The sequence below is a fragment of the Agromyces sp. P1_H4 genome (genome assembly GCF_056405255.1).
On sequence record NZ_JBFUCL010000185.1, the window covers coordinates 1 to 7,486 of the forward strand.

A 7,486-nucleotide genomic window follows, 5' to 3' on the forward strand; every position below is an offset into this window, starting at 1 on the left:
AGGCCGGCCTGGTCGCGGCGATCGCGCGCGAGGCGGAGCACGGGCGACGGGCGGATGCCGCAGCGGGCGAGCAGCGCGTCGACGGGCGCATACCCGCGGGCGCGCATGGCGGCCGCTGTGGAGGGCACGGTGCACACCTCGAGGGTGCCGCCCGCGGGCCGAGCCGCGACGCCCTCGGCGAGGGCAGCGTGCAGCGCGCGGGCGAGCGGCGCTGCGGCATCCGTTCGGGAGGAGTCCTTGTAGGCGGTGACCACCCGCGCCACCACGCCGCCGTAGTCGAGCGCCGCCCACGCCGAGATGCCGTCGCGGGTCACGACCTTAGGGCTCGGCCGGAGCGCATCGACGCAGTCTGCGCAGACCGAGCGGTCGAGGGCGCCGCATCCGGCGCACGACACCGGCACGAGGAGGGCGATCGCGTCGAGCAGCGCGTCGCGGGCGAGCACCTGCACGCGGCGGAGCGAGTCGGCGGCCACGCCCTCAGCATCGACGCCACCGGCGGCGCGGTGTCACCAGTCGGCGCCGCGCACGACGGCCGCCGGTCCCAGCGCCCTCGGGAGGACGAGACGGTCAGGGCAGCTGCGACGCGACGAAGCGGATGCCGACCGCGCGCGCCTGCCAGCCGACGCCGACCTGCACGTCGAGGTCGCCCGCGGCCGTGAGGACTCGGAGATCGGCGTTGCCGCCGTCGACCTGGATGCCGGCCTCGGGCCCGCCGCGCTCGCGCGAGATGCCGCCGAGCTCCTGGATCACCAGTCGGGTGGCGCCGTCGCTGAGGCCGGTGACCGAGCTGACGGTGCTCGAGTCGAGCCACGCCACGTCGAGCGGTGCGCCCGTCACATCGGCCAGGTTCAGCACGAGCTGCCCGAGCCCCTGCTCGGAGGGCAGGCCGTCGTCGCCGCGTTCGATGGCCGCGACGACGAACCGGGTCCGGCCGCCGTCGGCGAGGATCGCCAGGAGTCGCGTGGAGTCGCGCGACACCTCGATGGATGCGATCGACGAGCCGCTCCAGGGCACGGCGACCTGGCCGGTCGTGCCGTCTGGCGCGAACCACACGAGCTGGTCGGGGTGATCCGCGGGCACCGACCACACYACGCCCTGGCCGTCGATGGTAGGCACGACGAGGTTCGCGCGAGGGTCGAGCAACTGCGTCTCCTCGCCGGCGCGCACGAGGAAGACGCCCTCCGCCGACCGCACCGCCGCGGACTCGGCGCCGATCCCCACGGAGGCGCCGGTGGGCAGCAGGGCGGCCACCGCATCCGAGATGCCGGGGATGGGGTCGACGGACTCCCCCGACGCCGCGAGGTAGCCGAACGTCTCGCCGTCGAAGACGACGGTGCGCGGGTCCACGCGCGGCGACTTCGACGGTCGGCGAGCCGGCTCGGGCACATCGGGGTCGACGCCGTTCAGCGTGAGGTCGACCCTCGCGATGTTGCGCACGCCGATCAGGCTGGCATCRAGCTGCGCCTGCATGCGCTGCACGGTGCCGAGGTCGTCGAACGCCGCGCCCGCGAGCGACACGCTCGCTACGCCGCCGTCGACGGGGACGGAGGCCGGCTCGAGCTGCACGCCCTCGGGGAACGCCGAGACGACCCCGGGAGCCAGCCAGTCGGCTGCTCCGGCCAGCAGTCCCTGCACGATGGTCGTCTGCGCCGAGTCTCGCCCGRCATACCAACGCACGTCGGGCACCAGGTAGCGCCCGGTCGGGTCGAGGAAGTACAGCGTGTAGTCGCGGAAGACCTGCGTGAACTCGCCCTGGTCGATGAGGATGCCCTGGGGCGCACTCGAGATGCGCCACTCCCCCTCGACCTGCTCGAACCGGTAGTCGAACGGGATGGGCGTCCGCGACGCCGGCTCCTCGTACTGCCCGTTGTCGCGCAGCAGCGCGGCCGGGGTGGCCTCGACGCGCATCGCCGTCGGGTCGACCACGCCGACCTCCCGTTCGGCGAGCACGTCGACGGTCGCACCCGCGCCCGGTTCCCACTCGTCGGCGAACGCGTCGGTGAGGTACTCCCGCGCGATCTGGTAGTTCTCCCGGGGGCTCTGCGCCGCGTTGAGGAACCCGTCGAGGATCTGCGCCTGGCTCGCTCCCTTGGCGGGCGGATCGGCGAGGATGTCGAAGTCGTTCGGGGTTTCGGCGACGACGGGATCGCCCGGCTGGACGGGACCCGAACTCGGGATGGAGGCGCAGCCGGCGAGTGCGAGCGCCGCCATGAGCGCAGCGGATGCCGCCGCGAGGAGCCTGCTACGCACCGTGCACCTCCCTGGACCCGGTCTCGAGCGTCGGCACGGCGCCCACGGCCCCGGTCGGAGCGGGACCCGCGGCGCCGGCATCGACGGGTTCGAGCGGCAACGGCGAGACCACCTCGGCACCCGGCACCCGTGGCAGCGTCAGTCGGAAGACCGTGCCCGCGCCGGGCTTCGACCACACGTCGAGGGTCCCGCCGTGGGCGACCGCGTCCTCCAACGAGATCGCGAGGCCGAGGCCGGTGCCGCCGATCGTCCTCATGCGGCTGGGATCGGCACGCCAGAACCGGTCGAACACCCGCTCGGCCTCCTCCTCCGTCATGCCCATGCCGTAGTCGCGCACGGAGAGCGCGATCGCGGTCTCGTTGCTGTCGACCGCGACCACGATGGGGCGACCCTCGCCGTGCTCGATCGCGTTGCCGAGCAGGTTCCGCACGATCCGTCGGATGCGTCGCGGGTCGACCTCGGCGTCGAGGTGCCCGCCGGGTGCCTCGAGGCGGAGCTCGGTGCCGTGCTCGAGGGCGAGCTGGTGCATCGACTCGATCGCGTCGCCCGCGAGGTGCACGAGGTTGGTCGGCTCGGTCGCGAGCGTGACGGATCCGGCGTCGTACCGGCTGATCTCGAGGAGATCGGCGAGCAGCCGCTCGAACCGGTCGGTCTGGGTGTGCAACAGCTCCACCGTGCGCGAGGTGGGGCCGGGGAAGTCCTCGCGCTGCCCGTAGAGCACGTCGCCGGCGAGCCGGATGGTCGTCAGCGGCGTGCGCAGCTCGTGCGACACGTCGGAGACGAACCGCTGCTGCATGACGGAGAGCTCGGCCAGTTCCTTGATGCGCGCCTGCAGGCTGTCGGCCATGCCGTTGAAGGATGCCGCGAGCGTCGAGAGCTCGTCCTCGCCGCTCTCGGGCATGCGCACGCCGAGGTCGCCGGCGGCGAGCCGTCGGCTGGTGGCCGCGGTCGCCCGGATGGGCTCGATGACGCCGCGCACGACCACGAGGGTGATCGCGCTGAGGAGGGCGAGCAGGGCGGCCGCGCCCACCATGCCGGTGATCTGCATGAACGCGAGCGTCTGCTCCGCCTCGGCGAGGTCGTACCCGATGTACAGCTCGTAGCGTCCGGCGTCGGACGGCAACTCGAGGTCGCTCCCGACGACGATGCCGGGATGCGTGCCGCCCTCGTCGTCGGGCAGGGCGACCGACTGCCAGTACTGGCTGTCGGGGTGATCCTGCACCTGCGAACGGAGCTCGGGCGTGATCACCCCGGAGAGCCCCGGGCTCAGCCGGTCCGACGGGGCGAAGGTCACGGCGTCCTGACCGGGAGCCCGGAAGAGGCCGAGGTCGTTGCTGCCCGAGACGCTCGAGAYGGTGCTGATGGCGTCGGCCACCAATTTCTGCATGGACGCCCGGTCCGAGGCATCCGACGCGCTCAGCAGGCTCTGGGCCGCGCCGGTCGCGTTGTTCGATGCCTCCAGCACGGCATCGCGATTCGCCTGGAACAGGTTCGACGCGACGCTGAAGGAGATGTACAGGCCGATCACGAGGATCGCGAGGCTCGAGAGCCCGAGCGTGATGATGACGGTGCGGAACTGCAGCGATCGGCGCCACAGCACCGAGAGGCGGCGCGGCACATCGCGCCACGAGAGGGCGGCGCGTGGGGACTGGGCGTCGGCCGCGGCCATGCGGCTCCTAGGTGGTCGCGCCGGCGCGATAGCCGACCCCGCGCACGGTCATGACGATGCGCGGATTGTCGGGGTCGTGCTCGACCTTCGCGCGCAACCGCTGCACGTGCACGTTCACCAGCCGCGTGTCGGCCTTGTAGTGGTAGCCCCAGACCTGCTCGAGCAGCATCTCGCGGGTGAACACCTGCTGGGGCTTCGAGGCGAGCGTGAGCAGCAGGTCGAACTCGAGGGGCGTCAGGTTGATGCGCTGGTCGCCTCGCCGTACCTCGTGGCCCGCGGCGTCGATCGTGAGGTCGCCGACGCCGAGCGTCTCAACCACGGGGTCGGGCGCCGGACGCAGGCGGGTGCGGATGCGGGCGACGAGCTCCTTCGGGTTGAAGGGCTTGACCATGTAGTCGTCGGCGCCCGACTCGAGGCCCTTGACGACGTCGGCAGTGTCGGTCTTCGCCGTGAGCATGATGATCGGCGTGCCCGACTCGGCCCGGATGCGGCCGCACACCTCGATGCCGTCCATGCCGGGGAGCATCAGGTCGAGCAGGACGAGGTCGGGCTTCGTCTCCCGGAAGGCGGCGAGCGCACCGGTGCCGTCGGCGCAGAACACCGGGTCGAAGCCCTCGGTACGCAGCACGATGCCGATCATCTCCGCGAGGGCCGTGTCGTCGTCGACGACGAGTACGCGTGGGGTCATCCGTTTGTTTCCGTCGGGGTCCGCGGACGGACCGATGGCAGTGGAACCACTGTAGTCGCTGGAACCCGTGCGTCGTCCGGAAGCGGCCTGCACGGCGGCTGAACGCCTGAGGGGCCTCCGCGCCCTCGAACCCGCGGGGATCCCCAGGCCCGCCACGGCCTGCACGAAGTGTGCGAGCATGGTGCACACCCTTGGAAGGAGCGCACGCAGGTGTCCGATCACGACTGGCAGGCGCCCGGCGCAGCACCCGTCCACGGGCCCGGTGCGGATGCCCCATCGCCCACGCCGACCGGCGTGCCGACGCCTCCCCCGCTGCCCCCGTCCGCGCCCCCGCTGCCCCCGTCTGCGCCGCCGCAGCAGGGCTACGGGCCACCGCCCGGATACGCGGCCCCTCCGCCCGGGTATGCGGCCCCGCCGCCCGGGTACGCGCCGCAGCAGGCAGCCGGATGGGTGCCCCCGCCCAAGCCCGGGCTCCTCCCCCTGCGACCCCTCGGGTTCGGCACCCTGATGTGGGCGCCGTTCCGCACGCTCCGGCGCAACCCCGCGCCGACGTTCGGCAGCGGACTGATCGTGCAGCTCGTCTCCGCGGCGGCGGCGGCCGCCGTGATCGTGCCGTTCTTCGGGCTGACCTTCTCGAGGCTCGAGGGCGCGACCGGCGCCGATGCCGACGCCATCCTCTCGGGCGCGGTCGGCGGCTTCCTGCTCCTGTCGCTCGTGCCAGTGCTCCTCTCGATCGTCGCGAGCGCATTCCTGCAGGGCGTCATGGTCGTCGACGTGGCAACGGGCACGATCGGCGACCGCCTCGGGTTCGGTGCGCTGTGGCGCCGGGCGGCCGCGCGCATCTGGCCGCTGATCGGGTGGACCCTCCTGGTCGCCGCGGCGCTCCTGGTCGCCTTCGGCGTGGTGGCCGGCGTGGTCGTCCTCGCCGCCGTCTCGACCTCGTCGCCGGTCGGGCTCGTGATCGGCATCGTCGTGGGCCTCCTCCTCGGCCTCGGCCTCCTCGTGGTGGCCTTCTGGATCGGGGTGAAGCTCGCGATCGTGCCGAGCATCATCGTGCTCGAGCAGGTCGGCATCCGAGCCGCCGTCGCTCGGTCGTGGCGACTCACCGACGGCGCGTACTGGCGCACGTTCGGCGTGCTGGTGCTCGTGGCCGCCATCCTCAACGTGGCGGCGCAGGTCGTCGTGCAGCCGGTCTCGATCGTCGGCACGATCCTGGCCGTGCTCATCGATCCGTCGGGCACCGGCGCCGCCCTGGCAGTGACGGTGATCACGACGATCGTCACGCTCGTCCTCTCGCTGCTCATCGGCGCCATCACGGCGGTGGTGCAGGCGGCACTCGTCGCCGTGATCTACATCGACCTCCGGATGCGGCGCGAGGGCCTCGACCTCGAACTCGAACGGTACGTCGAGCTTCGCGAGGCGGGGCAGGCGGCCGAAGACCCGTATCGGGTGCCGGTCGAGTCGGCGCCGCGTGGAAGCGAACCTCCGGCCGCGTGGTCCTGACCCTCCTGTTCGAGCCACTCGATCCCGACGCGCCCGAGGCGCGTCGGTGGCTCGAGGACGAGCTCGCGAAACCCGAGTACCGGAGCGCCCAGCCGACGCCGTTCGACCTCGCCATGCAGCAGGTCCGCGACTGGTTCGTGAGCCTCTTCGAAGGCGCAGCCGGCATTCCCGCACCCCTCCTCGTGCTGCTCCTCGTCATCGCGGTGGTGCTCGTCGTGGTGGTCGGCCTGCTCGTGTTCGGCCTGCCGCGCCTCCGCCGACGGCAGCGGCCGCCCGCGCCGCTCTTCGACGACGACGATCGTCGCGACCTGACCGCGTTGCGGGCGGCTGCCGCTGCGGCGGCCGAGTCGGGCGACTGGCCACTCGCCATCGAGGAGCGGTACCGAGCGATCGTGCGCGGCGCCGTCGACCGCGACCTCGTGCGGGTGCATCCCGGAACCACCGCGCGGGGCGTGGCCGTCGCAGCGTCGACCCCGTTCCCCGACCACGCGGAGTCGCTGCGGTCCGCCGCCTCGGAGTTCGACGCGGTCCGCTACCTCGGGCGATCCGGATCGCGGGCACGATACGAGGAGCTGGTGCAGCTCGACCTCGCGCTCGCGGCCGCCACCCCGGCGGATGCCGGCGGTGCGGCAATGGCGGCTCCTCGATGAGCGTCGCGCCTCCGACGATCACGCCGACGAGTGCGGTCACCCCGACCATCCGCGAGGCGCTGCGCCGGCGGCGCGCGTGGATCGTCATCGGTGCGGTGCTCGTGGTGGGTGCCGTCGTCATGCTCGTCGCCCAGGGCGGCTTCCGCGCGCCGGGGCCCACGTTGGGCGCCGCCAACGCCGCGCCGGCCGGCTCCAAGGCCCTGGTCGAGGTGCTCCGGCAGCACGGCGTCACCGTGGCCGAGGCCCACTCGGTCGACGAGGCCGTCGACGCCGCGCGCAGCGGCGCGACCGTGCTCCTCTACGACGAGTTCGACGTGCTCGACGAGGATCGACTCGACGACCTCGCCGCTGCGGCCGATCGCCTGGTCGTGGCGGAGCCCTCCTTCCGATCCCTCGAGGCGCTCGCGCCGGGCGTCCGGCTCGCCGGAGCCGCGAGCGGGACGGTCGACGACGTGGCCTGCGACCTGCGTGCCGCCGGACAGGCCGGCGAGCTCTCCGATGGGCAGCGCTTGCTCACCGTCGACGCCGACGCGACTTCTGCCGGGTGGACGGGCTGCTTCCGCGACGCGGAGCACGGCTTCGCGGTGGCGACGGGGCCGGGCCCGTCGGGGGGCGAGATCGCCCTCGTCGGCGCCACGACGGTGTTCACGAACGAGCACATCTCCGAGGCCGGCAACGCCGCCCTCGCGATCGGCCTGCTCGGGGCCACCGACGAAGTGGCCTGGT

At 73.0% G+C, this 7,486-nt stretch carries 6 protein-coding genes and 1 pseudogene; 3 read left to right on the forward strand and 4 right to left on the reverse strand.

The window, feature by feature from the left end; translation table 11 throughout:
* From AC1DY2_RS11995 to mtrA, 4 genes and pseudogenes are all read right to left on the reverse strand, one after another.
* Positions 1–473: pseudogene (locus AC1DY2_RS11995) on the reverse strand (ComF family protein); the annotation flags it as partial.
* Between the two features lie 94 nt (positions 474–567).
* Positions 568–2,250, reverse strand: a complete 1,683-nt coding sequence (locus tag AC1DY2_RS12000; protein WP_476762638.1) for an LpqB family beta-propeller domain-containing protein — start codon at positions 2,248–2,250, stop codon at positions 568–570.
* Positions 2,243–3,919 carry an MtrAB system histidine kinase MtrB gene (gene mtrB, locus AC1DY2_RS12005; RefSeq protein ID WP_476762639.1) on the reverse strand — a complete coding sequence of 559 codons (1,677 nt, stop codon included), beginning with the start codon at positions 3,917–3,919 and terminating at the stop codon, positions 2,243–2,245. Before mtrB ends, AC1DY2_RS12000 begins: the two co-directional genes overlap by 8 nt.
* 7 nt (positions 3,920–3,926) lie before the next feature.
* The gene (gene mtrA, locus AC1DY2_RS12010; protein ID WP_309973152.1) at positions 3,927–4,607 is read right to left on the reverse strand and encodes an MtrAB system response regulator MtrA; all 681 of its coding nucleotides are present in this window, start codon (positions 4,605–4,607) and stop codon (positions 3,927–3,929) included.
* 210 nt (positions 4,608–4,817) lie between these two features.
* Between mtrA and AC1DY2_RS12015 the strand changes: the two genes are divergently transcribed.
* The 3 genes from AC1DY2_RS12015 to AC1DY2_RS12025 all read left to right on the forward strand — a co-directional run.
* On the forward strand, positions 4,818–6,110 hold the full coding sequence (locus AC1DY2_RS12015; RefSeq protein ID WP_476762640.1) for a glycerophosphoryl diester phosphodiesterase membrane domain-containing protein: 1,293 nt from the start codon (positions 4,818–4,820) through the stop codon (positions 6,108–6,110).
* The gene (locus AC1DY2_RS12020; protein WP_476762641.1) at positions 6,101–6,760 is read left to right on the forward strand and encodes a DUF4129 domain-containing protein; all 660 of its coding nucleotides are present in this window, start codon (positions 6,101–6,103) and stop codon (positions 6,758–6,760) included. The genes AC1DY2_RS12015 and AC1DY2_RS12020 overlap by 10 nt, the downstream gene beginning before the upstream one ends.
* A partial coding sequence (locus AC1DY2_RS12025) for a DUF4350 domain-containing protein (protein ID WP_476762642.1) occupies positions 6,757–7,486 on the forward strand: 730 nt, incomplete at its 3' end. The genes AC1DY2_RS12020 and AC1DY2_RS12025, both read left to right, overlap by 4 nt.